This window comes from Halomonas sp. 113 (genome assembly GCF_904067645.1).
GTDB classification, from domain to species: Bacteria; Pseudomonadota; Gammaproteobacteria; order Pseudomonadales; family Halomonadaceae; genus Vreelandella; species Vreelandella titanicae.
This window is the reverse complement of record NZ_LR881453.1, coordinates 138,600-159,908: the sequence shown is the minus strand read 5'-3', so window position 1 is coordinate 159,908 and position 21,309 is coordinate 138,600. Positions and strand designations below refer to the sequence as shown.

The window sequence follows — 21,309 nt, the reverse complement described above, 5'->3', positions numbered from 1 at the left end:
CTTAGCGCGACTGCTCCCCCTATATAGGCACTTCACCATGCATGCTTTTCGTCTTTTTGCCGCGCTGATTACCACCTTGGTGATCACCCTGCCTGTCTCTTCACACGTCCAGGCTCAAACCGAGGGACAGTGGAGTGAGTACGATGATGTGTTTGAGGACGGCGCACGCCATGCCAATATTTGGCAGTGGGGTTGGACGGGCATTTACGCCACCAGCCTGGCGGTGAACGCTTACCAATCCAGCGAGGCGGGCGACCCGGATGACCGCTTTGATGCCCGGGTGGGCGTGGTGAAATCCGTCCTGGCCGTGGGCGGCATGCTAACCGACCGCCAGCCGCACCCCGCGGCACTGGCCGAATATGAGCGTTTGAAAACCAGCGGTGATTTAAGCGGCGTGCAGGCACTGGGTTTACAGCTCGCTCAAGCGGAGCGTGAGCGCCGCGGCTGGGGCGCCCGGGTGAGCTCACTTGTGGTGAATGGCGTGGCGGGTGCAGTGATTGCCGCCGATGGCAGAGAAAGTGATGGTGCTATCAACTTTGTTACCGGCATGCTGGTGAATGAGCTACAAATTTGGACACAGCCGAATCAGGCGTCTTCTGCGATTAATCGCTTCCAACCCGCTAACCTATCGCTGGGGCCGATCACTATTCCCGGTGAATACTCGCTGCATGTAGCGCCGCAGCAGCTAGGTGCTACCTGGCGCTATTGATACACCCTACGGTTATTCCCTTAAAGCGCTGGCGACGGTTTTCCGCTAGCGCTTTATCGTTGCTAGCGCGGCGTGAACGAGTAAAATACTCAGCAATTTTTTGGCTTTGCCAAACGTTATGTTATAACCTATTTGAAATTATACGAGGCCGCTTGATGAGTGAGCATACGCACCGCCATAACAAGGAGGGCCCCTGTCACTTCTCCTTGATGTCGCTATCAGCTGTTAAACGGCTGCTGTTTGTTGCCGTGCCGCTATTGGCGTTGTGGGGCTTGGTGGTTTGGGCTAGCGGGTGGTTAGGATGAGTCAGCGCTCTTTATCACGCTTACAGCTGCACAACCTGCACTTGGCCCAGGCGCGCCGCACGGTGCTGGAACATATCGAGGGCGACTTTAAGCCGGGCGCGATTACTGCGCTGATTGGCGCTAACGGCGCCGGTAAAAGCACACTAATTCAGGCCATTATGGGCGAACTTCGGCCTATTAGCGGCGAAGTGGTCTGCACCGTCGCGAAAGAGCGCCGCGCGTGGTTGCCACAGCAGTTGGCGCTGGATCTCACCTTCCCGATGAGTGTGGAAGAGTTAGTCATGACCGGCAGCTGGCCCAGCCACGGCGCGCTAACCGGCTACTGTGCGGGGCACTACCGTAAAGGCCGCGAGATTATGGCGCGGCTGGGTATTTCGCACTTGGCCCACCGCCCGCTGGGCGAACTTTCCGGAGGCCAGCGCCAGCGTGCACTGATCGGCCGTACGCTGATGCAGGAAGCCGAGCTACTGCTGCTCGATGAGCCATTTGCCAACGTGGATAGCGAAACCGTGGATATTTTGATCCGCATCCTGCGCCAAATGGCGGACGACGGCGCGACGATCATTGTCGTGCTGCACGATATGGATCACCTGCGCCGCCTGGCCGATGAAGTACTGATGCTAAACGGCGGCCATGGCCGTTGGGTGGCGCCCAGTGCGCTGACCCATCAACACGCACCCGCTCAGGTAGTGCCGTTTACCATGGGAGGACGCCATGCTGGATCTGCTTAATGCGTGGTTTGTCAGCCCGTTCGATTACGGCTTTATGCGCCGCGCGGTGGTGGGTGGTTTGGCGCTTTCGTTGGCCGCGCCGCCGCTGGGTGTGTTTTTGGTGCTACGCGGCATGAGCCTGATTGGCGATGCCATGGCCCACGCGATTCTGCCCGGCGTCGCGCTGGGGTTCCTGCTGGCAGGTTTTTCGCTGCCGATTATGAGTATTGGCGGGGTGTTGTTTGGGTTAATGGTGGCGCTGCTGGCGGGGGCGGTCTCGAAAATGGGCGGCCAGCGCGAAGATGCCGCCATGGCGAGCTTTTTTATTATCTCGCTGGCCGCAGGCGTGATGCTGATTTCGCTGGGCGGTAGCAGCGTTGACCTTACCCATGTGCTGTTCGGCTCGATTCTGGCGATCAACTCCACCGCGCTGTTGCTAATCGCGGGTATCAGTACGCTGATTGTGCTGACCCTGGCAGTGGTGTTTCGCGCCCTGGTAGTGGAGTGCTTGGATCCACTGTTTTTGCGTGGCCAAAGCCGCCGCAGCGGTTGGGTACACAGCGTTTTCCTGGGCCTGCTGGTGCTGAACCTAACCGCCGGCTTTCAAACCCTGGGTACGCTAATGGCGGTGGGACTGATGATGCTGCCCGCCACCTCGGCGCGCTTTTGGAGCAAACGCTTAGAGGGCTTGATCGGCATCGCGATTGTACTGGCCATGGTAGCGAGCACCGGTGGCCTGCTGCTCTCTTTTCATCTGGATATCCCTTCAGGCCCGAGCATTATCCTGCTGGCGGGGTTCGGTTATCTCTTTTCGGCCCTGTTTGGTCGCTACCACAGCTTGGCAGCCAAGCTGCGGCGTAAAACCACGCCGCTGGCAGTGGAACAAGGGTCTTAATTGTCAGTTTTCATGCTTTTTGTAAGGAGTGTTGTATGTCGCTTGCCTATTTATCATCTCGGCCATCGCGTTGGTTAGTCGGTGTGTCCGCGCTGCTGGCGCTGCCTGCTGCCATGGCTAATGAGCGCGTTCAGGTGGTGACCAGTTTCTCTATCCTGGCGGATATGGTGGAAAACGTAGGCGGCGAGCATGTCGAGGTGACCCCGCTGGTGGCTGCCGATGGCGATGCCCACGTTTACTCCCCCAGCCCCGGCGATGCACGCTCCCTGGCCAATGCCGATTTAGTCGTTTTCAACGGCCTGCTGTTTGAAGGCTGGATGGAGCGCCTGATTAGCGCCAGCGACTACAACGGGCCGATGGTCACCGCGACCGATGGTATTGAACCGCTCTCTTTCGCTGCACATGAAGAGCACGGCCATGATGATCATGACGAGCACGACCATGGGCACGACGACCATGACCACGAAGAGCATGCCGATGAGCACGCGGGGCATGACCATGGCAATCAAGATCCTCACGCCTGGCAGGATATGCACCAAGCCGAGGTGTATATCGCCAATATCCGCGATGGCTTAATCGCCGCCGACGCAGATAACGCCGATGCCTACCGCGCCAATGCGGAGCAGTATTTACAGGAAATGGCCGAGGTAGACGACGAGATTCGTGCGCTGATTGACGAGATCCCGGCCTCCACCAGCGTGATTACCGGCCACGACTCCTTTGGCTACTTCTCAAGCGCCTACGGGGTGACCTTCCTCTCTCCGGTAGGGCTTTCCACGGAAGCCGACCCCAGTGGCGCCAGCATGGCGGCGCTAGTGGATGTGATTGAGCAGGAGAACGTGAAGGCGCTGTTCCACGAGAACATGACCAACCAATCGATCATCACCCAGCTCGCCGAAGAGACCGGCCTGCCCATTGCGGGCACGCTCTACGCCGATGCGCTGGCAGCAGAGGGTGAAGCTAGCACTTATCTGGGTATGATGCGCCACAATGCCCACGTGCTGCACGACGCGTTGGCCCAGCCGGGTCATAACGACCACGACCACGACCACGACCACGACCACGACCACGATGATCATGGTCACAGCCACTAAGCAGTTAACGTCAATAGTGCTGCTCAGGCATTAATGGCCGTGAGCAGCCATTCCCGGAAGGACGCCATGGCGTGGGTTTCGGGGCGTGTCTGCAGGCGAGTCAGCCAGTAACCGCCTAGGCTAACAGCGGTGTCGAAAGGCTGTATCAGTGCGCCGCTGTTTAGTTGGCGGGGAAACATCAGCGGTGGCGCCAGCGCCACGCCTGCCCCTTGTAGGGCTGCTTCCACCATGGCGATGGAAGAATCAAACACAATGCTGTTGGTCATCGGAAAGCTGCGTGGTAGCCCTGCCGCCAATAGCCACTCTGTCCATTCATCGGCGCGATAAGAGCGCAGCCAAGTTTCCCCCAGCACATCGGCTGGGGTGTTAAGCCGCGCGGCGATATCAGGTATGCACATTACCGAGAGTGACGCCGGTAGTAGCGGCTGCGCCGCGGTGCCATGCCAGGCCCCTGTGCCAAAGCGGATCGCAAAATCCAGCCCCTCGCCGGCAATATCCGCGCGGTTGTTATGGGTGGAGAGCCGTAAATCGACGTAAGGGTACTGGCGCTGAAAGTCTCCCAGTCTCGGCAGCAACCAGCCGACGGCAAAAGTCCCCACCACGCCGACGTTTAATACCTCCCGATAGCTGCTCTCGCCCACCCGCTCCAGCGTGTGGGCTATCTGGTCGAATGAACTCTTCAATACCGGCAGCAGCAGCTCGCCCTCCTGGGTAAGCATTAGCCCCCTGGGCAAACGCTTGAATAGCGGTACCTTCAACAGCGTTTCGAGCAGCTTTACCTGGTGGCTTACCGCCGCCTGGGTCACATGAAGCTCTTCTGCCGCGCGAGTAAAGCTTAAATGCCTGGCCGACGCCTCAAACGCGCGCAGCGCCTTCAACGGCAAGTAGGGACGCACCAACTTGACCCCCAAATTTTTCTAATGGCTTATGCAAAATATCGCTGTTTGTGAATTGCCGCAGCGCGCCGTAAGTTAACCCCTGTCACAGGCTTTGCGTCTGGAAATAACTCTCCGCCCTCTCTTGGTATTAATCACAACAGGATTTTGGTATGCGTAAGATGTTAGCAGCAAACTGCGGCCTTATCATGACAGGTTCGCTTCTACTCAACGGCTCTGCATGGGCTTCCGGCACGCCTGAAAGCGCCGATATTGAGGCCCTGGTGAACGATACTATCGCGCCTTTGATGGCCGAGCACCGTATTCCAGGCATGGCGATCGCGCTGAGTATCAACGGCCAGCAGCACTACTTTAATTATGGCCTCGCCAATCAAGAAGCGGGGATTCCGGTCACTGATGAGACGCTGTTCGAACTCGGCTCTATCAGCAAGATTTTCACGGCTGCACTCACTGGCTATGCCCAGGCTAGCGGCGCCCTCTCGCTTTCCGACCCGGCCAGCCGCTACCTGCCTGAACTTGAAGGCAGCGCCTTCGATGAGATCACGCTGCTGGAACTGGGTACTTACACCGCGGGCGAGCTGCCGCTGCAGTTCCCTGAGTCGGTTCAAAGCGAAGAGACGATGATCGACTACTACCGCCAGTGGCAGCCTGAATCCGCCCCTGGCAGCCATCGGCTCTACTCCAACCCGAGCCTGGGCCTGTTCGGTTATCTCTCCGCACAAAGCCTTGGTCAGCCCTTCGAGATGGCGATGGAGGAGGCGCTGTTTCCCCCGTTAGGGCTTGAGCATAGCTACTTTCAGGTGCCTGAAGCGCAGCAGGCGAACTATGCCTACGGTTACTCTAAAGAGGATGAACCCATTCGGGTGAACCCAGGCATGCTGGATGCCCAAGCCTACGGATTGAAATCGACTGCCGCAGACGTACTAACGCTGGTGGAAGCCAATATGAGTGGTGCTGAGCTTAATGAGCCACTAAGCCAAGCCTTGGCCGCTACGCGCACGGGGTACTTTGAGGTCGGCGATATGACCCAAGGACTGGGGTGGGAAAGCTATGCCTACCCGGTGGCGCTCGATCAGTTACTGGTAGGCAACTCGCTTGAGATGATTTTGCAGCCCAACCCTGCCAACCGCTTAACCCCACCGCTAGTCCCCAGGCAGGAAGCGCTCTATAACAAAACCGGCGCTACCAACGGCTTTGGCGGCTACGTGGCTTTTGTACCCAGCGAGCAAATCGGCATTGTGCTGCTGGCTAACCGCAACTACCCCAATCAGGCGCGCATCGAAGCTGCACACCATATTCTTACCAAGCTGACTGAAGCGCCCTAAGCAAGCAGCCAGACAACCTGATGCCGCCTTCGTGAACTGCACCCCAATCGTTGGATATTCATCCAATGGTTGGGGTGTTTTTTATGGCGATATAAAGAAGATCAAACAACCGAAAGTTGCATTTTTTGCTGTCGATAAGGAGACTAGCACCCTCCCCCGTCACTTACCTTCACTGCGAAGAGCCCTTTCCCATGCGTCTAAACGCCGATTTTAGCCACTTTGCCTGTGTTACCCCGGAAGAGTATCAGTGGGTCGATTCCCCCAGCGCGGGGGTAGAGCGCATGATGTTTGACCGGATTGGTGATGAAGTTGCTCGCGCTACCAGCCTTGTGCGCTACGCCCCCAATACAAAGTTTGAGCGGCATACCCACGGCGGCGGCGAAGAGATTCTGGTATTGGAAGGCGTGTTCGCCGATGAGCATGGGCGCTACGCGGCGGGCAGCTACTTAAGAAACCCCATTGGCACCGGCCATACCCCGCAAATTGGCGAGGAAGGCGCGCTGATATTTGTCAAACTGCACCAGTTTGACCCCAACGACACGCTACAGTTGGCAGTGCCAGCGCATCGGCTGCCCTGGCAGCCTGATCGACGCCCGCGCATTGCCTATAAAATGCTGCACACCTACAAGCAGGAGCGCACCAGCCTGGAGCGCTGGTCGGCGGGCACCTCCATTACCTACCCCACGCTGCTGGGCGGGCTGGAGTTTTTGATTCTGGAAGGCACACTGAGCGATAGCGAACAGAGTTACACGGCAGGCACCTGGTGCCGCTACCCCAGCGGTTCTGCTCCGGCACTTACCGCCGGTGATGATGGCGTCATGATGTACCTCAAACGCGGCCATCTGCCAGCCGCTTAGCTTCGCGACATACCCAGGAACGGCAGCAGCGTAAGGGCGGCAATAAGCCCCACTGCTAGCAGTACTAACACGACCTGCACCGGGTGAGCGGCCAAACGACGCCACAGCGTCTCCGCGTCACCCCGCTCAACCGCCGCCTGATGCTCGCGTTGGGCGCGCTCAAGGCGCTCCGCCTGGTAGGCCTCTAACGCCGCGATGGCAGCGTCGTGCTGATGTGGATTGCGCAGCCAAATCGCGTCAACGCCCAGGCGGAAAAAGCCCGCCTGGGTTTCATAGGTATCAAAGCCATGGGCAGCGAGCAGGTCACGCACCTCCATGGCCTCTTCGTCGGTCACATGGCGCAGCCGGAACAGTAGTTCAGCCATTGGCGTGCCTCAAGAGTCGCTCTTCCCCACCATCAGGTCTGCCTGAATCACTTCGATCCAGTAGCCGTCCGGGTCTTTAACGAAGATAACATCTTTCATCTTGCCCTGATCGGAGCGTTTGACGAAGGTGACGTCATGCTCGTCGAACCACGCCTGGGCCGCTGCCAAATCCGGTACGTTGAAGCAGATATGCCCAAAGCCCTGGGGTTCGGCATTGCCATCGTGATAGGCGAAATCTTCCTGGTCTTCAGTCCCCCAGTTGTGGGTCAGCTCCAGCAGCCCTTTCTGGCTAAACGTCCAGGCGGTACGCGCTTGTGCATCGTCCGGAACGCTGTCGCTGGGTTCCAGGTTGGCCAGGAAGTAGAGCGAGAACTGCATCTCTTCGAAATCCAGCCGCCGCATCACCTGCATACCAAACACTTTTGAGTAGAACGCCAATGCCTGCTCAGTGTCTTTCACCCGCAGCATGGTGTGGTTTAAACGAAACCCTTGAGTTTGGGGCGGCGTAGCCACGACGCCGGGATGCTGCTCGCCTTGAAAACTCATTTTGCTCTCCTATCGCTGATGTTGATCATTGAATCCATTGAGCTTCACGTACCGCTTACCATGGGGGCTTTATGGCCATAATAACAGCCCTTACAAGCACGTAGGCAGTGTCGTATCGAGGTGCCGATAAGCGCACTGGCAATACTAAACAAAAACCCTACACTTATTCTTCATAAGCTTTACAAAAAGCAGTTCCCGCAACATGAGTGATGCCCCACCTTTGAGGCGTCTACAGGAGTTTTCCATGAGTGCGATCGATATGACGCTGGGTGACCACCTGACGCTAAAACAGCTTTCCAATGCGCTTCACAACGGTTTTTCGCCGATTGTTGAAGTCGAGTCGATGGATGGAATCTACAAAGTGCGTTTTCACCATGCTAACGGCGTGTCTGAGCTGAGCGATAACAAGGGCCACGTCAGTACTTTTCTGGGCACGGGCGAAATCCGCGATACCCTGGGCCAACTGGGCTTGACCCACGGCGTGCTAACCTTCGCCGACCAGTGTGGTGACGAGATGATTGGGGTCGAGGGTAAAGCGATGACACCTGATGAAATGCTTACCTACGGTACGCGTATTTCGTTTCGTTAGATTGCTATCGTCCGCATCCGGGGCTTTACAGGGCTACTTCAGGCAAGGATAGTAATCCCTCGACAGGGGCGCCCTCCGTTACGGTTGGGCTGAGAAGCACCCTTTGAACCTGAACCGGATAACACCGGCGTAGGGAGTCGTGGTAACGCTTACCACCTCCCTGCCGGGAGGATGCTATGACCCTACGCCCGCTTGGCGATTACCTTGAGACGCTGCGCTCAGTGACACCGCTGGTTCACTGCATGACCAACTATGTGGCCATGAACAGCACTGCCAACCTGCTGTTAGCCACCGGCGCGTCGCCCGCCATGCTGCATGCGCCTGAAGAAGTGGCTGAATTCACGGCTATCTCCGCGGGGCTGTCGATTAATATCGGTACGATCTCTGCCCACTGGGCTGACGCTATGCTCACCGCCACAGCGACTGCCGATCAGCATGCCATTCCCTGGGTATTAGATCCCGTCGCCGTTGGCGCCACGCGCTATCGCCAAACGCTGTGCGCGAAGCTGCTGGCCGCTAAACCCAGCGTGATTCGTGGCAATGCGTCTGAAATTCTTGCCCTTAACGGTTTAGCTAGCCAAGGCCGTGGCGTGGACGCCACAGCCGCCACCGACCAAGCCGTGGACGCTGCGATAGCATTAGCGCAAAAACACGGCTGTATTGTCGCGATGACCGGTGAAAGCGACTGGGTGACGGACGGCACACAGTACTACCGCATTAACGGTGGCCATCCTTTGATGCCCCGCGTAACAACGCTTGGCTGTGGGCTGAGCGCGCTAGTGGCGGGATTTGTGGCTGCCAACCGCGACGCCCCACTGGGTGCAACGGCAGCCGCGCTGGCCTGCTTTGCGGTCACAGGAGAGCGTGCGGGCAGCAACGCCAACGGGCCTGGTAGCTTTCAAGTGGCACTGCTGGATGCGCTGTATCAACTCACCCCTGACGACCTCACTACTTATGCCCAACTGGAGGCAATCCATGCCGCTTGATCTATCGCTCTACTTGGTCACCGATGCCACGCTCTGCCAAGAGTATGGTTTGGAACAAACGGTTGAGGCAGCGGTAAAAGGCGGTGTCACCATCGTGCAGTTGCGTGACAAGCATGCCAGCGACGAACAGATGATTGCCCAAGCCAAACGGTTAAAAGCGCTTCTGGCAGGCACCGGTGTCCCGCTGATCATTAACGACCGTTTGCAGGTGGCACTAGAAAGCCAGGCAGATGGCCTGCATGTCGGTCAGAGCGACGCAGCCGTTCAGCAAGCGCGCCGGGTACTAGGTGAGCAAGCGATTATCGGCCTGTCGATCAATACTATCGCCCAGCTGCAAGTCTCTCCGTTTGAGCTACTCGATTATGTCGGGATTGGCCCCGTGTTTGCCACCGAGAGCAAACAAGATCACGCCCAACCCATCGGCTTTGGCGGTTTAGCGGCGCTGGTCAAGGCGTGCCCACTGCCCAGCGTGGCCATTGGTGGGCTGAAAGCGGATCATGCGATTAGCGTACAGCGCGCGGGAGCGAACGGTTTAGCGGTGATATCGGCCATTTGTGGCCAGCCCGACCCTTACAAGGCAGCGCGCGCTTTTCAGATTTTCCAAGCCGATTCGGCGTCATGAATCAGTTAGAGCATATCGTCGCTTTTGTGCGGGTAGCCGAGTTGGGTAGCTATACCCGCGCTGCTGAAGCGCTGGATATTTCCCGCACTCGCGTATCCCGCCAGGTCATGGCACTGGAAGAGACATTGGGCGCGCGACTGATACAACGCACCACGCGACGACTACATCTCACTGAGGCCGGAGAACGCTATCTAGTCCGCGCCCAAGGGATACTGCAAGCGCTCGATGAGGCCGCCGCCGAGGTGGGCCAAGGTACCAGCGATGTGCGTGGGCGGCTGCGCGTTAATGGGCCGATGAGCTTTGGTACCCGCTACCTAGCGCCGCTCGTCGCCCAGTTTATGCACACCCACCCCGCGCTAGAGGTGCGCCTGGATTTGAACGACCGCCGTGTCGACCTGCTTGAAGAGGGTTACGACGTAGCGATCCGTATCGGCAGCCTGCCTGACTCCAGCCTGGTGGCGCGCCGACTGACGCGGTGCCGCCTACTGTTTTGCGCATCGCCTGAATATCTTGCCAACCACGGTGAACCCGACAGCGTTCAAGCCCTTGCCAAGCACCACTGCCTACGCTACCGCAGCGGCCAACAGAGCGCTGACTGGAAGATTGCCACGCAGTCATTGACGGTCAATGGCCCACTGGAAAGCAATAACGGCGATGTACTCACCCACGCCGCGGAAGCTGGCCTGGGCATCGCTCAGCAGCCCAGCTTTCTGGTCACAGAGAGTATCGCCAGCGGGCGTTTAGTGCCCATCTTGACCAATGAGCCAGCGGTACGGCTCGATGTTCATGCCCTCTACCCCGCCCGGCGCTACCTGCCCGCCAAGGTGGAACGCTTCATCGACCTGCTCACCGAGGCGTGGGGCGATCCGCCAGTTTGGGAGCAGAACATTGGATTGTCGCCCATTACGCAACAGTGATGTGCAAAATACGCTGATTATCTCGATCTTATCCGGCTGTAAAGTAGCGTCATCAACCACTCGATGGAAGCTACTACGATGACAACGCATACTCACTCTGCCCCCTCTCTACAGCCCTCTGTACAGCACTCTTTACAACCCCAGGCCATCTCGCTACTGCGCGTCGCACTGGGTGTGATGGCCCTTGCTCACGGTTTGCTCAAGGTGTTTGTATTTACCCTACCGGGCACCGTCGGCTATTTTGAATCACTGGGTTTACCAGGGTTTCTGGCCTACTTGACCATTGCCGCGGAAGTGGGCGGTGGAGCCGCCCTGATTCTGGGTGTTTACACCCGCTGGGTGAGCCTGGCACTGGTGCCGGTACTGCTCGGCGCTGCTTGGGTGCATCTTGGCAACGGCTGGATGTTCTCAAATGCCGGCGGCGGTTGGGAATTCCCGGTGTTCTGGACGCTGGCGTTAATCGTGCAAGCGGGCCTGGGCAGCGGCCGCTGGGTGTTAAGCAACCGATTCGCCTAACACCTAACACTAGCACCTAACCCTATTGCCAGCGCTTGCTTACCGCCAGCGTTGGCCATGCTGCTGAGGAGAGTTACTCATGTTACCTAGCCTGTTTATTTCCCATGGTTCGCCCATGCTGGCCCTCAATAAAACCCCGGCTCATGCCTTTCTACGTGAACTGGGCAGGCAGCTTGCGCCCAAGGCGGTGGTAGTGGTCTCAGCGCACTGGGAGAGCCTGGCGCTTAAGGTCAGCACCAGCGCCAAACCAGAGACCATTCACGACTTTGGCGGCTTCCCACAGGCGCTTTTCGAGTGCCAGTATCCTGCCCCGGGTGAGCCGAAACTGGCTGAACGGCTGGCCGTGTTACTGGGCGCCGAGCGGGTAGAGCGCGGCCTGGATCACGGCGCCTGGGTGCCTCTTTCACTGATGTTTCCTGACGCCAATGTGCCGGTTGTCTCGCTGTCACTTCCGGTGCGCTGGAGCAATGCGGAGCTGGCCACGCTGGGCGAGCGCCTGTCGGCTCTGCGGGAAGAGGGGATTTTGGTGATCGGCTCGGGCAGCCTGACCCATAACCTGTATGAAATCATGCCCCAGGAGAGCCCTGTGCCCGCCTGGGTAGATGAATTTGCCACTTGGGTAAGCGAACGCCTTATCGCCAATGATCGTGAAGCGCTGCTTAGCTGGGAGCGCGCACCCTATGCGCAGGAGAACCACCCGACCCCTGAACACTTTCAGCCATTGCTGGTGGCCATGGGGGCAGGAGGCGACGCAAAACAGCTGCACCACAGCGTAGAGCACGGTGTGCTTGCGATGGACGTTTATGCGTTTAGCTGATCGCTACCCCTAACGATTCAGATTGTGCTGCTCTGAAAGGCTTGAGATCACGCATTAACAGCGCAAACTCAAGCTGTTCAGGGGTAATGCTGACCTTGGGAACGGGGATTCGCACGCGATGCCCAGAACCAGGTGCTGCGCTCTGCGCTTCACCTCCTAAGTTCTCGATATGCTTGAGCACGAAGCGGTGATTGCCACCTGGCAGCATAAGCTCCATGCCATCCCCTACTTCAAAGCGGTTTTTAACCTCGACTTCCAACCTGCCACGAGCCGGATCGAAACCCAACACTTCACCGACGAACTGTTGGTGAACGCCGATCGAGTTCCCCTGCTCATAGCTTTGGAACTCACCGTGCACATGGCGTTGATAGAAGCCCTCGGTGTACCCTCTATTCGCCAGGTTCTCAAGTTCATCCATTAGCCGTTTGTTAAAGGGGCGTCCAGCGACGGCGTCATCAATGGCTTGTCGATAAACTTGCGCTGTACGCGCGACGTAGTAATGGGACTTGGTGCGTCCTTCAATCTTTAGTGACGCCACGCCCATTTGCGTCAGCCGAGCCACGTGCTGCACCGCGCGAAGATCCTTGGAGTTCATGATGTAGGTGCCGTGTTCATCTTCATGCACAGGCATCAGCTTGCCAGGGCGGGAAACGTCTTCAATCAGCGCCGAAAGCTCATCTGGGCTGCCGGCCGCAGCGCTACCACTTCCTTGGGCGGCTATTAAGTTGCCCGTGTCATCGTGGGTTGCCGCTATGGTGTTGTATTTCCAGCGACACGCGTTGGTGCAGGTGCCTTGATTAGGGTCGCGATGATTGAAATAACCCGACAGCAGGCAACGCCCTGAATAGGCGATACACAGTGCGCCGTGAACAAAGGTTTCGATCTCTAAGCCTGGGCACTGTTCGCGTATTTCGCCGATCTCTTCCAGTGATAGCTCCCTAGACAAAATGATGCGGCTGATACCCTGCCGCTGCCAGAATTGGGCGGCAGCCCAGTTGACGACGTTCGATTGCACTGAGAGGTGGATAGGTTGATCCGGCCAGCGGTCACGAACCATCATAATCAAACCGGGATCCGACATAATCAGCGCATCGGGCCCTGCCTCGATCACCGGCGCCATATCCTGAAGGTAGGTTTTCAGTTTGCTGTTGTGAGGGGCAATGTTGGAGGCAACGTAAAACTGCTTGCCTCGGGCATGGGTATACTCGATACCACGATGTAAGTTATCAATTTTAAAATCGTTGTTGCGCACCCTGAGAGAATAGCGCGGCTGCCCTGCGTAGACCGCATCGGCCCCATAGGCAAAGGCGTAACGCATGTTCTTGAAGGTGCCCGCAGGGGAAAGGAGCTCGGGAGCTTGCTTCAGTCGTTCGGGGGCTTGCATAGACAGTCACCGTGATCAGGACGATGGCTCGCAGCGGACTGCGATGAAAGGCCAGGATTATAACCAGCCCAAACCCGCCGTTTTGGCAAGCTCACCGCTTCCGTGACCTAGATCAAAAAGTGGCGGTAGAGTGACGTCAGTTAAGCGGTAGGACGACGTTTAAGGGTTGTCCTACGGTCGTGATACGCCACCGCTAACCCGCTGCCCATTATCAAGGCACTGCCTACCCAGACCCAGAGATCCGGCATTTCGCCCCAGAACCACCAGCCCAGCAGTACCGCCCAGAGCATAGCGGTGTAATCAAACGGCGCGGCGATGGCCGCAGGGGCAAACCGGAAGGCCAAGGTGATAAAAGCGGTGGCCGCAACGCCCAATATTCCGGAGGCGAAAAAGCCTACCCAGTGCCACGGCTGGGGTGTCTGCCACACCCATGGCAGCGTTAGCGCGGTCACCACCAGCGGCACACAGGTCATGTAAAACAGCATTGCCCAGAGGTGTTCGCGGGCGCCGTAGCGCCGGGCGGTAATCATCATCAGCGCATAGAATAGCGCCGCCCCCACCAATACCAGCGCGCCCATCTGAAACGCATCGCCGTTGGGCCGCACCACGATCAGCACCCCCGCAAACCCCACCAAGGATGCGATCAGCACCGGTGGATCAATGCGCTCACCCAACAATGGCACCGAAAGCAGGGTCACAAACAGCGGCGCCACAAAGGCAATCGCCGTGGCCTCCGCCAGGGGGAGCAGCGTTAGCCCCCATACGAAACAGACCATGGTGGCGGTATAAATCAATCCGCGCAGCAAATGGACGCCCGGCCGTTTCGTACGCAGCTTGCGTAACCCACCGGCAAAATGGGCAAGCAGCGCAATCAGCGGTAGCGATATCAAGGCACGGAAGAAAATAATCTGCAGTGGCGAGTGCACTTCACCTAACCACTTGGAAACAGCGTCGCCTAGGGCGAGGAAAAGAACGCCCAAACACATGCAGAGTATGCCTTTCAGCGAGGTTGTCACCGCGATCTCCCTGTTCACTGGTCAATACAAAGTGCCAAAAAAGAAAAACCCCGCCAATTAACCATTGGCGGGGTGATGACGGCCCACCCCCTTACAAGCTGGCGTTAACGACCATACAGTCCATACCTTGGGAGTGCAGCTCACGGCACGCTTGGCGAGCGCGCTGCTCGTCCAATGCCATTAGCCGGGCGCGATAAACCGGGTTTTGGCCCTCTACCGTGTCTACAGCAATGCGTCCGCCTAAAGTCTGTGCAATCCGCTGAGCCGCCTGCTGCGCCAATTGCCGTGCCTGGGCTTCACGACTGAAAGCACCCACTTGCACCCCCCAGCCGCCGCCCGTTTCATTGACAGAGGCCATCTTGCGTTCACGCTCAATGAACGCTTGAAGTGGGTCGGGCTGTGGATCTTCGCTTGCCGGCGTTGGGCGCTGAATGGTGACGATATCGGCTAGCTGTTCTTCAAGATCGACAACCGGCGTTGAGGGGGTAGAGTTACTCGATGGTGACAATGTTGACGTTTCGACCACCGCCAGCAGGGGTTGGCGTGGCGCTGGCTGCTGTGGTGCCACCGGCTGAGCAGGGGGTGCAAAGGCCATAAATTCCCGCGAGAAGCTGGTGTCGCCCATCCAGCTTTGCTGGTCGCGTAGGGACGCACGCAAGAAGCTACGATCCAGCAGATTGGCCATATGGGTATCCCGGGACTGGGATGAAAAACCACCCATGACGACGCCCACCAGCCGCCGATCACCGCGCACTGCGGTAGTGGCCACGTTAAAGCCAGAGGCGCGAATGAACCCCGTTTTTAGGCCATCGGCACCTGGGTAGTCACGCACCAATCGATTGTGGCTGGTGTGCCGGGTGCCGCGATAGGTAAACTCTTGCAGGCCGAAGTAATGGTAGTACTGGGGGAAGTCCTGCATCACGCGTACCGAAAGCGTGAGCATATCCCGCGCGGTGGTGATTTGGCCGTCATCCGGCAAGCCAGAGGCATTGCGAAAGGTGGTGGCATGCATGCCAAGCTCGCGTGCCTTGGTGGTCATCATTTGCGCAAAGTGGGCTTCGCTGCCGCCCAGGGCTTCGGCAACCACTGCGGCAACATCATTGGCAGAGCGAACCGCGAGTGCGCGAATAGCGGTATCCACCGGAATTGAGCTGCCCGCCGCCAGCCACAGTTTGACAGCAGGCTTGGCGGCAGCGTAATGGGAAACCGGCAAGGGTTGGTCCAAGCGCAGCGTACCCTCTTCTAACGCTTCAAAGGTTAGATAGAGCGTCATCATTTTGGTAAGCGACGCAGGATAGCGCTGATCGTCAATATTCTCGGCGTAAAGCACTTCGCCATTGTCCAGATCAACGACAATACCCGCATAGCGCGGGTTGTCGGCATGCGCAGTAGTGACCATCGCAAGTATGAGCAGCATTAGCATACTCAAAAACCCTATCGCCGACGCTCCCCCGGCAGCGCTTTTTATCCTCGCATACATACCTGCCCCTTGCTTGTTATCAATGCGCTAGTTCGAATCGCTGTTTAACCAACCTGCCGCTGCTTAACTACCATGCCACACTCAAGCTACAACACAAGGCTTGCCCAAGCGGCACGCGACGCTTACTCAATTTAATAATAGGCCGAGTATAGGGTATTAGTACGAAGAATAGACGCCGTTAAGTGTAGAAAACAGAAGATAAATGCGCCCATAAAAAAACCGACCACTGAGGGTCGGTTTTCATTCGCTACCAAAGAGGCCTGGCGCAGAGGATTACTCTTCTGCAGCGGCTTCTTCAACAACCGGACGGTCAACTAGTTCAACGAACGCCATAGGCGCGTTGTCGCCGGTGCGGAAACCGCACTTGAGAATACGGACGTAACCGCCCGGACGCTCGGCATAACGCGGACCCAATTCGTTGAACAGTTTGCCGACGGCTTCTTTAGAGCGCGTGCGGGCAAACGCCAAACGACGGTTTGCAACGCTATCCTGCTTAGACAAGGTGATCAGCGGCTCGATTACGCGACGCAGCTCCTTGGCTTTCGGCAGGGTTGTCTTAATGACTTCATGTTCGACCAGCGAGACAGACATGTTCTTGAACATGGCCTGACGATGCGAGCTGGTGCGATTCAGATGACGACCACTCTTACGATGACGCATGGTTGTAATTCCTTACCAAACTGGGACTCAAGTCGACGCTCACGCGGAGGCTTTGTCGTCCTTCAGGCTTGCCGGTGGCCAATTTTCCAACCGCATGCCAAGGGACAAGCCGCGAGCCGCCAATACATCTTTGATTTCATTCAAAGACTTTTTACCGAGGTTCGGTGTCTTCAACAGCTCAACTTCTGTGCGCTGGATAAGATCACCGATGTAGTAAATATTCTCGGCTTTTAGGCAGTTCGCGCTACGAACGGTCAACTCAAGATCGTCTACGGGGCGCAATAGAATTGGATCGACATGATCCTCTTCCTCTTCGACTTCCTGTTCTTTATCAGCTTCCAGGTCGACGAAGGCGGCCAGCTGCTCTTGCAGGATGGTCGCACTGCGACGGATAGCCTCTTCCGGATCCAGGGTACCGTCGGTTTCCAGATCGATAATTAGCTTATCGAGGTCGGTGCGCTGCTCGACACGAGCGGCCTCAACCGAGTAGGAAACACGGCGGACAGGGCTGAAGGTGGCATCCAGCTGCAGGCGGCCAATGGCACGTGACTCTTCATCAGAGCCGCGCGCGTCAGCCGGTTCGTAGCCACGACCCAGCGCTACCTTAAGCTGAATTTTCAGCTCGGCACCTTCATTGACATGAGCAATGACGTGGTCCGGGTTGACGATTTCGACGCTATGATCAAGCGCAATGTCGCCAGCGGTGACGACGGCTGGGCCCTGCTTGTTCAGCGTGAGCACCGCCTCATCGCGGCTGTGCATCTTGATCGCAACATCTTTCAAGTTCAGGAGGATTTCAATGACATCTTCCTGCACCCCTTCAAGCGCACTGTATTCATGCTCGACGCCGGCGATTTCAGCCTCTACCACGGCACAGCCGGGCATGGACGAAAGCAGAATGCGACGTAGTGCATTCCCCAGGGTGTGACCAAAGCCACGCTCGAACGGTTCGAGCACGATTTTGGCGTGATGTGCGCTGATTTCTTCGACCTTGATGTCGCGAGGACGGAGAAACTCTGTCACTGAACGCTGCATATGAACACCTTTCAGGCTGCCAAACGGATACTTGGTACTCGGTAAGATCTGGTGCGGGCTTTAAACCGGCACCAGATTGACAAGAAACAGAAAACTGCTTACTTGGAGTACAGCTCGACGATCAGGTTTTCGTTGATGTCGGCAGACAGGTCACCGCGTTCAGGCAGAGCCTTGAAAGTGCCTTCCATCTTCTTGGCGTCGATTTCGATCCAAGCGATATCGCCACGGTTGGCCGCAATGGACAACGCGCTTTGAATACGTGCTTGGTTTTTCGCCTTTTCGCGAATGGAAACAACGTCACCCGGCTTCACTTGATAGGAAGCAACGTTAACGGTGCGGCCGTTCACGGAAATCGCTTTGTGGCTGACCAGCTGACGCGCTTCAGAGCGAGTCGAGCCGAAGCCCATGCGGTAGACGACATTATCCAGTCGGGATTCGAGCAACTGCAACAATACTTCACCGGTCGCACCTTTCAGGCGAGCGGCTTCTTTGTAGTAGTTACGGAACTGTTTTTCGAGTACGCCATACATGCGACGTACTTTTTGCTTCTCGCGAAGCTGCAAGCCGTAGTCTGAAAGACGCTGACGACGCTGGCCGTGTACACCCGGGATCTGCTCGGATTTACACTTTTTCTCGAAGGGAGTAACACCACTCTTCAAAAAGAGGTCGGTGCCTTCACGACGAGACAGTTTGCACTTCGGTCCAATATAACGAGCCATGAATCTGTCTCCTTAAACGCGGCGTTTCTTAGGCGGACGGCAGCCATTATGGGGAATGGGCGTCGCGTCTACGATGCTTTGCACGCGGAAGCCGGCGGCATTCAGTGCGCGCACGGCGGATTCACGACCGGGACCTGGGCCTTTAACCAGTACATCTACGTTTTTCACACCATACTCGGCTGCAGCAGTTGCTGCACGTTCGCTTGCCACTTGAGCAGCGAACGGGGTGCTCTTGCGAGAACCACGAAAACCCGAACCACCGGCAGTCGCCCAAGAAAGAGCGTTGCCCTGGCGGTCTGTGATCGTCACGATCGTGTTGTTAAAAGAGGCATGGATATGCGCAATCGCATCCACTACCTGCTTTTTAACCTTTTTACGGTTACTACGCGGGTTAGCCATGTTGATGTCTATTCCTGTCTTTACGCCAGAACGTGCGTGTTATTTGCGGATCGGCTTACGCGGGCCCTTACGGGTGCGCGCGTTAGTCTTAGTCCGCTGACCACGCAGCGGAAGACTACGACGATGACGCAGACCACGGTAGCAGCCTAAGTCCATGAGACGCTTAATGTTAAGCGTGACATCACGACGAAGGTCGCCTTCTACGGTGTACTTGCCAACTTCAGAACGCAGGGTGTCGACTTCTTCAGAAGACAGATCCTGGATCTTGGCAGTAGGCGCGATACCGGCTGCAGCACAGATGTGCTCAGCACGGGTACGGCCAATCCCGAAGATATAGGTCAGCGAGATCGCCGCATGCTTGTTGTCCGGGATATTGACGCCTGCAATACGGGCCATCAGCTTACTCCGAAATTTGAGCGGCTTGCTCGTTTATTCATCTACAAAAGGCGCAACAGCATACCCCATCATTTGCCCTAAGGCAAGGGGTATGCTGGCACCCGCTTAATACAACCCAGGCTATTAACCCTGGCGTTGTTTGTGCCGTGGCTCGCTGCAGATGACGCGGACAGCGCCATTGCGACGAATGATCTTGCAGTTACGGCACATTTTCTTTACGGAAGCTCGAACTTTCATCGATCTTTCTCCAAAAACCGGCTCGCGGCGCGCCCTCTCTAACTAAATAGGGGTGGACGGCGCCTCAGCGCATGATACCGCCGCTACCGTAGCCTTTCAGGTTGGACTTCTTCATCACTGAGTCATACTGATGCGACATGAGATGCGACTGCACCTGGGCCATGAAGTCCATGATGACCACGACTACGATTAACAACGAGGTACCGCCGAAGAAAAACGGCACGTTCCACGCCACAATCAAGAACTGGGGCATCAAGGAAACCGCAGTGATATACAAGGCACCGAACAGGGTCAAACGTGTCATGACCTTGTCGATATAGCGAGCGGTCTGCTCGCCGGGGCGAATGCCCGGCAGGAAAGCGCCTGACTTTTTAAGATTGTCAGCCACATCCTTGGGGTTGAAGACCAGCGCTGTGTAAAAGAAGCAGAAGAATACCACTGCCGCCGCGAAAAGCAAGATGTAAAGCGGTTGACCTGGGCCTAATGCCTGAGATGCACGCTGCAACCACTCCATACCTTCACCGGCACCTACCCACTGACCAATAGAGGCCGGGAAAAGCAGGATACTGGAGGCAAAAATCGCCGGAATAACACCGGCCATGTTGACCTTCAAAGGCAGGTAGCTACTTTGCCCTGCATACATCTTATTGCCCACTTGTCGCCGAGGGTAATTAACTTTGAGACGGCGTTGGCCGCGCTCAATGAAAACCACAAAGGCGACAGTCGCAATACCTAACACTGACAGCGCTAACAGCGGCAGAACATTCCAGGCCCCTTCATTACGGGCAAGCTCGAAGGCTTGGCCCACGGCACTGGGCAGTCCAGCGACAATACCGGCGAAGATCAGCAGCGAAATACCGTTGCCGATGCCCTTCTCGGTAATCTGCTCACCTAGCCACATCATAAACACCGCGCCCGATACAAACGTAATCACGGCGGTGAAATAGAAGCTGAAGTCAGCACTGTACGCGATGCCTTGGCTAGCCAGACCGACGGACATGCCGGTAGCCTGGACAAACGCCAGTATCACCGTGCCGTAGCGGGTGTACTGGCTAATCTTGCGGCGGCCAGCCTCACCCTCTTTCTTGAGCTGCTCAAGATGAGGGGAGACCGCAGTCATGAGCTGCATGATAATCGACGCCGATATATAGGGCATTATACCCAGGGCGAGAACACTCATGCGCTCCAGGGCGCCACCCGAGAACATGTTAAACATGCCCAGAATGGTGCCCTGTTGCTCCCTAAACAAGGCAGCAAGCTGGTCAGGATTGATACCGGGAACGGGAATGTGGGCACCAATACGGTACACCACGATGGCGAGGAGCACGAAGCGCAAACGCGCCCACAGTTCACTCAGACCGCTGCCCATCGCCGGCATTTTTCCTGACTTGGCCATTTAGTCCTCTACCTTGCCGCCAGCGGCTTCGATCGCTTCACGGGCACCTTTGGTGACCTTGATTCCGCGAACGGTAACCGCCGTTTTCAGTTCGCCAGAAAGGATGATCTTCGCGTGTAGCGTAGAGTCCTTTAGCACGTTGGCTTCTTTCAAAGATGCCAGGGTGACTTCGCCACCGGCAACTTTAGCAAGCTCAGCCAGGCGTACTTCTTCAGAGACCAGAGATTTTGCAGACGTAAAGCCGAATTTCGGCAAACGACGCTGCAAAGGCATCTGACCGCCTTCGAAACCGGGCTTAACACTGCCGCCACTACGTGACTTCTGACCTTTGTGACCACGGCCACCGGTCTTACCAAGACCGGAACCGATGCCACGACCAACGCGCTTTGCAGCGTGTTTGGAGCCCGGAGCCGGGCTTAGGTTATTGAGTTTCATGGA

Annotated in this window: 27 protein-coding genes and 1 riboswitch; of the genes, 13 read left to right on the top strand and 14 right to left on the bottom strand. The window is 57.0% G+C overall.

The window, feature by feature from the left end; translation table 11 throughout:
* The first annotated feature begins 37 nt into the window (after positions 1–37).
* From YERSI8AC_RS00930 to YERSI8AC_RS00910, 5 genes are all read left to right on the top strand, one after another.
* Positions 38–709 (top strand): hypothetical protein, encoded by a 672-nt coding sequence (locus YERSI8AC_RS00930; RefSeq protein ID WP_159175917.1) that lies wholly within the window; start codon positions 38–40, stop codon positions 707–709.
* Between the two features lie 155 nt (positions 710–864).
* Entirely contained in the window at positions 865–1,014 is a 150-nt protein-coding gene (locus tag YERSI8AC_RS00925) for a hypothetical protein (RefSeq protein ID WP_162836274.1), read from the top strand.
* Positions 1,011–1,745: a metal ABC transporter ATP-binding protein gene (locus tag YERSI8AC_RS00920; protein ID WP_035539377.1), complete on the top strand. Its 735-nt coding sequence runs from the start codon at positions 1,011–1,013 to the stop codon at positions 1,743–1,745. Before YERSI8AC_RS00925 ends, YERSI8AC_RS00920 begins: the two co-directional genes overlap by 4 nt.
* Positions 1,729–2,619, top strand: coding sequence for a metal ABC transporter permease (locus tag YERSI8AC_RS00915; RefSeq protein WP_159175916.1), 891 nt, complete (start codon positions 1,729–1,731; stop codon positions 2,617–2,619). The genes YERSI8AC_RS00920 and YERSI8AC_RS00915 overlap by 17 nt, the downstream gene beginning before the upstream one ends.
* A 35-nt stretch (positions 2,620–2,654) precedes the next feature.
* Positions 2,655–3,713, top strand: coding sequence for a metal ABC transporter solute-binding protein, Zn/Mn family (locus YERSI8AC_RS00910; RefSeq protein WP_159175915.1), 1,059 nt, complete (start codon positions 2,655–2,657; stop codon positions 3,711–3,713).
* Between the two features lie 23 nt (positions 3,714–3,736).
* Here YERSI8AC_RS00910 and YERSI8AC_RS00905 read toward each other — a convergent pair whose 3' ends face one another.
* On the bottom strand, positions 3,737–4,609 hold the full coding sequence (locus YERSI8AC_RS00905; RefSeq protein WP_269318634.1) for a LysR family transcriptional regulator: 873 nt from the start codon (positions 4,607–4,609) through the stop codon (positions 3,737–3,739).
* Between the two features lie 152 nt (positions 4,610–4,761).
* Here YERSI8AC_RS00905 and ampC point away from each other — a divergent pair, with 152 nt between their 5' ends.
* Together ampC and YERSI8AC_RS00895 are read left to right on the top strand one after the other, a co-directional pair.
* Complete coding sequence (gene ampC / locus YERSI8AC_RS00900) at positions 4,762–5,934, top strand: class C beta-lactamase (RefSeq protein WP_159175914.1); 1,173 nt, start codon at positions 4,762–4,764, stop codon at positions 5,932–5,934.
* A 191-nt stretch (positions 5,935–6,125) separates the two neighbouring features.
* Positions 6,126–6,791, top strand: coding sequence for a cupin domain-containing protein (locus tag YERSI8AC_RS00895; protein ID WP_022520852.1), 666 nt, complete (start codon positions 6,126–6,128; stop codon positions 6,789–6,791).
* On the opposite strand, the gene YERSI8AC_RS00890 is transcribed toward YERSI8AC_RS00895, so the two are convergent.
* Together YERSI8AC_RS00890 and gloA are read right to left on the bottom strand one after the other, a co-directional pair.
* Complete coding sequence (locus YERSI8AC_RS00890; RefSeq protein WP_022520853.1) at positions 6,788–7,156, bottom strand: DUF6164 family protein; 369 nt, start codon at positions 7,154–7,156, stop codon at positions 6,788–6,790. The two genes, YERSI8AC_RS00895 and YERSI8AC_RS00890, sit on opposite strands and share 4 nt — an antisense overlap.
* A gap of 9 nt (positions 7,157–7,165) precedes the next feature.
* On the bottom strand, positions 7,166–7,702 hold the full coding sequence (gloA, locus tag YERSI8AC_RS00885; RefSeq protein WP_159175913.1) for a lactoylglutathione lyase: 537 nt from the start codon (positions 7,700–7,702) through the stop codon (positions 7,166–7,168).
* Between the two features lie 244 nt (positions 7,703–7,946).
* Between gloA and YERSI8AC_RS00880 the strand changes: the two genes are divergently transcribed.
* From YERSI8AC_RS00880 to YERSI8AC_RS00855, 6 genes are all read left to right on the top strand, one after another.
* Positions 7,947–8,291 carry a hypothetical protein gene (locus tag YERSI8AC_RS00880; protein WP_022520854.1) on the top strand — a complete coding sequence of 115 codons (345 nt, stop codon included), beginning with the start codon at positions 7,947–7,949 and terminating at the stop codon, positions 8,289–8,291.
* Positions 8,292–8,345: 54 nt separating this feature from the next.
* Positions 8,346–8,444: riboswitch (TPP riboswitch) on the top strand.
* A gap of 23 nt (positions 8,445–8,467) precedes the next feature.
* On the top strand, positions 8,468–9,277 hold the full coding sequence (gene thiM / locus YERSI8AC_RS00875; RefSeq protein WP_159175912.1) for a hydroxyethylthiazole kinase: 810 nt from the start codon (positions 8,468–8,470) through the stop codon (positions 9,275–9,277).
* Positions 9,267–9,899 (top strand): thiamine phosphate synthase, encoded by a 633-nt coding sequence (gene thiE, locus YERSI8AC_RS00870; protein WP_159175911.1) that lies wholly within the window; start codon positions 9,267–9,269, stop codon positions 9,897–9,899. Before thiM ends, thiE begins: the two co-directional genes overlap by 11 nt.
* Positions 9,896–10,816, top strand: coding sequence for a LysR family transcriptional regulator (locus YERSI8AC_RS00865; protein ID WP_159175910.1), 921 nt, complete (start codon positions 9,896–9,898; stop codon positions 10,814–10,816). Before thiE ends, YERSI8AC_RS00865 begins: the two co-directional genes overlap by 4 nt.
* Before the next feature lie 78 nt (positions 10,817–10,894).
* Positions 10,895–11,332, top strand: a complete 438-nt coding sequence (locus YERSI8AC_RS00860; RefSeq protein WP_051052153.1) for a DoxX family protein — start codon at positions 10,895–10,897, stop codon at positions 11,330–11,332.
* Between the two features lie 79 nt (positions 11,333–11,411).
* Complete coding sequence (locus tag YERSI8AC_RS00855) at positions 11,412–12,149, top strand: DODA-type extradiol aromatic ring-opening family dioxygenase (RefSeq protein WP_159175909.1); 738 nt, start codon at positions 11,412–11,414, stop codon at positions 12,147–12,149.
* On the opposite strand, the gene trhP is transcribed toward YERSI8AC_RS00855, so the two are convergent.
* The 11 genes from trhP to rplO form a co-directional block, all read right to left on the bottom strand.
* Entirely contained in the window at positions 12,142–13,533 is a 1,392-nt protein-coding gene (gene trhP / locus YERSI8AC_RS00850) for a prephenate-dependent tRNA uridine(34) hydroxylase TrhP (protein ID WP_159175908.1), read from the bottom strand. The two genes, YERSI8AC_RS00855 and trhP, sit on opposite strands and share 8 nt — an antisense overlap.
* A gap of 140 nt (positions 13,534–13,673) precedes the next feature.
* Positions 13,674–14,549, bottom strand: a complete 876-nt coding sequence (locus tag YERSI8AC_RS00845) for a DMT family transporter (RefSeq protein ID WP_022520861.1) — start codon at positions 14,547–14,549, stop codon at positions 13,674–13,676.
* A gap of 91 nt (positions 14,550–14,640) precedes the next feature.
* Positions 14,641–15,972 (bottom strand): D-alanyl-D-alanine carboxypeptidase family protein, encoded by a 1,332-nt coding sequence (locus YERSI8AC_RS00840; protein ID WP_053856922.1) that lies wholly within the window; start codon positions 15,970–15,972, stop codon positions 14,641–14,643.
* Positions 15,973–16,302: 330 nt separating this feature from the next.
* Positions 16,303–16,689 (bottom strand): 50S ribosomal protein L17, encoded by a 387-nt coding sequence (gene rplQ, locus YERSI8AC_RS00835; protein ID WP_008959150.1) that lies wholly within the window; start codon positions 16,687–16,689, stop codon positions 16,303–16,305.
* 39 nt (positions 16,690–16,728) lie between these two features.
* A complete protein-coding gene (locus tag YERSI8AC_RS00830; RefSeq protein WP_009288137.1) occupies positions 16,729–17,724 on the bottom strand; it encodes a DNA-directed RNA polymerase subunit alpha in 996 nt (331 codons plus the stop codon).
* Positions 17,725–17,822: 98 nt separating this feature from the next.
* The gene (rpsD, locus tag YERSI8AC_RS00825) at positions 17,823–18,443 is read right to left on the bottom strand and encodes a 30S ribosomal protein S4 (RefSeq protein WP_008959152.1); all 621 of its coding nucleotides are present in this window, start codon (positions 18,441–18,443) and stop codon (positions 17,823–17,825) included.
* Between the two features lie 12 nt (positions 18,444–18,455).
* A complete protein-coding gene (gene rpsK, locus YERSI8AC_RS00820; RefSeq protein WP_007111985.1) occupies positions 18,456–18,842 on the bottom strand; it encodes a 30S ribosomal protein S11 in 387 nt (128 codons plus the stop codon).
* A gap of 39 nt (positions 18,843–18,881) precedes the next feature.
* Complete coding sequence (gene rpsM, locus YERSI8AC_RS00815) at positions 18,882–19,238, bottom strand: 30S ribosomal protein S13 (protein ID WP_022520863.1); 357 nt, start codon at positions 19,236–19,238, stop codon at positions 18,882–18,884.
* 123 nt (positions 19,239–19,361) lie between these two features.
* Positions 19,362–19,475: a 50S ribosomal protein L36 gene (gene rpmJ, locus YERSI8AC_RS00810; RefSeq protein ID WP_008959154.1), complete on the bottom strand. Its 114-nt coding sequence runs from the start codon at positions 19,473–19,475 to the stop codon at positions 19,362–19,364.
* Between the two features lie 64 nt (positions 19,476–19,539).
* On the bottom strand, positions 19,540–20,871 hold the full coding sequence (gene secY, locus YERSI8AC_RS00805) for a preprotein translocase subunit SecY (protein ID WP_008959155.1): 1,332 nt from the start codon (positions 20,869–20,871) through the stop codon (positions 19,540–19,542).
* Entirely contained in the window at positions 20,872–21,306 is a 435-nt protein-coding gene (rplO, locus tag YERSI8AC_RS00800) for a 50S ribosomal protein L15 (RefSeq protein ID WP_009288138.1), read from the bottom strand. It lies immediately after the preceding gene.
* Positions 21,307–21,309 lie beyond the last annotated feature (3 nt).

Coding starts and splice junctions, on each gene's coding strand:
- YERSI8AC_RS00895 (WP_022520852.1), top strand. CDS start 6,126: ATGCGTCTAAACGCCGATTTTAGCCACTTTGCCTGTGTTACCCCGGAA.
- YERSI8AC_RS00925 (WP_162836274.1), top strand. CDS start 865: ATGAGTGAGCATACGCACCGCCATAACAAGGAGGGCCCCTGTCACTTC.
- YERSI8AC_RS00830 (WP_009288137.1), bottom strand. CDS start 17,724: ATGCAGCGTTCAGTGACAGAGTTTCTCCGTCCTCGCGACATCAAGGTC.
- YERSI8AC_RS00855 (WP_159175909.1), top strand. CDS start 11,412: ATGTTACCTAGCCTGTTTATTTCCCATGGTTCGCCCATGCTGGCCCTC.
- YERSI8AC_RS00880 (WP_022520854.1), top strand. CDS start 7,947: ATGAGTGCGATCGATATGACGCTGGGTGACCACCTGACGCTAAAACAG.
- trhP (WP_159175908.1), bottom strand. CDS start 13,533: ATGCAAGCCCCCGAACGACTGAAGCAAGCTCCCGAGCTCCTTTCCCCT.
- YERSI8AC_RS00865 (WP_159175910.1), top strand. CDS start 9,896: ATGAATCAGTTAGAGCATATCGTCGCTTTTGTGCGGGTAGCCGAGTTG.
- YERSI8AC_RS00930 (WP_159175917.1), top strand. CDS start 38: ATGCATGCTTTTCGTCTTTTTGCCGCGCTGATTACCACCTTGGTGATC.
- secY (WP_008959155.1), bottom strand. CDS start 20,871: ATGGCCAAGTCAGGAAAAATGCCGGCGATGGGCAGCGGTCTGAGTGAA.
- rpsM (WP_022520863.1), bottom strand. CDS start 19,238: ATGGCCCGTATTGCAGGCGTCAATATCCCGGACAACAAGCATGCGGCG.
- rplQ (WP_008959150.1), bottom strand. CDS start 16,689: ATGCGTCATCGTAAGAGTGGTCGTCATCTGAATCGCACCAGCTCGCAT.
- thiE (WP_159175911.1), top strand. CDS start 9,267: ATGCCGCTTGATCTATCGCTCTACTTGGTCACCGATGCCACGCTCTGC.
- ampC (WP_159175914.1), top strand. CDS start 4,762: ATGCGTAAGATGTTAGCAGCAAACTGCGGCCTTATCATGACAGGTTCG.
- rpmJ (WP_008959154.1), bottom strand. CDS start 19,475: ATGAAAGTTCGAGCTTCCGTAAAGAAAATGTGCCGTAACTGCAAGATC.
- rpsK (WP_007111985.1), bottom strand. CDS start 18,842: ATGGCTAACCCGCGTAGTAACCGTAAAAAGGTTAAAAAGCAGGTAGTG.
- YERSI8AC_RS00910 (WP_159175915.1), top strand. CDS start 2,655: ATGTCGCTTGCCTATTTATCATCTCGGCCATCGCGTTGGTTAGTCGGT.
- gloA (WP_159175913.1), bottom strand. CDS start 7,702: ATGAGTTTTCAAGGCGAGCAGCATCCCGGCGTCGTGGCTACGCCGCCC.
- YERSI8AC_RS00920 (WP_035539377.1), top strand. CDS start 1,011: ATGAGTCAGCGCTCTTTATCACGCTTACAGCTGCACAACCTGCACTTG.
- YERSI8AC_RS00915 (WP_159175916.1), top strand. CDS start 1,729: ATGCTGGATCTGCTTAATGCGTGGTTTGTCAGCCCGTTCGATTACGGC.
- YERSI8AC_RS00840 (WP_053856922.1), bottom strand. CDS start 15,972: ATGCTAATGCTGCTCATACTTGCGATGGTCACTACTGCGCATGCCGAC.
- rpsD (WP_008959152.1), bottom strand. CDS start 18,443: ATGGCTCGTTATATTGGACCGAAGTGCAAACTGTCTCGTCGTGAAGGC.
- YERSI8AC_RS00860 (WP_051052153.1), top strand. CDS start 10,895: ATGACAACGCATACTCACTCTGCCCCCTCTCTACAGCCCTCTGTACAG.
- rplO (WP_009288138.1), bottom strand. CDS start 21,306: ATGAAACTCAATAACCTAAGCCCGGCTCCGGGCTCCAAACACGCTGCA.
- thiM (WP_159175912.1), top strand. CDS start 8,468: ATGACCCTACGCCCGCTTGGCGATTACCTTGAGACGCTGCGCTCAGTG.
- YERSI8AC_RS00890 (WP_022520853.1), bottom strand. CDS start 7,156: ATGGCTGAACTACTGTTCCGGCTGCGCCATGTGACCGACGAAGAGGCC.